Origin of the sequence: Citrobacter sp. TBCS-14, assembly GCF_005280805.1 — a bacterium.
GTDB lineage: Bacteria > Pseudomonadota > Gammaproteobacteria > Enterobacterales > Enterobacteriaceae > Citrobacter > Citrobacter gillenii.
Window position 1 is genome coordinate 1 of record NZ_SZWM01000708.1, and the last position, 235, is coordinate 235.

General features: G+C 60.0%; 1 protein-coding gene. It reads left to right on the plus strand.

Going from position 1 to position 235, the window contains the following annotated elements:
- On the plus strand, positions 1-235 hold a 235-nt coding region (locus tag FDX22_RS20830), incomplete at both ends, for a gamma-glutamyltransferase (protein ID WP_186805398.1).

A 235-nucleotide genomic window follows, 5' to 3' on the forward strand; every position in this document is an offset into this window, starting at 1 on the left:
CACCACGGCGATTGATTTTCGTGAAATGGCCCCTGCTGGCGCGACCCGCGACATGTTCCTCGATGAGCAGGGCAACGCCGATGCGAAAAAGTCGCTGACATCGCATCTGGCATCCGGTACGCCGGGTACCGTGGCGGGTTTCTCGCTGGCGCTGGAGAAATACGGCACGATGCCGCTGAACAAAGTCGTGCGCCCGGCAATGAAGCTGGCGGAAGAAGGCTTTGTGGTTAACGAC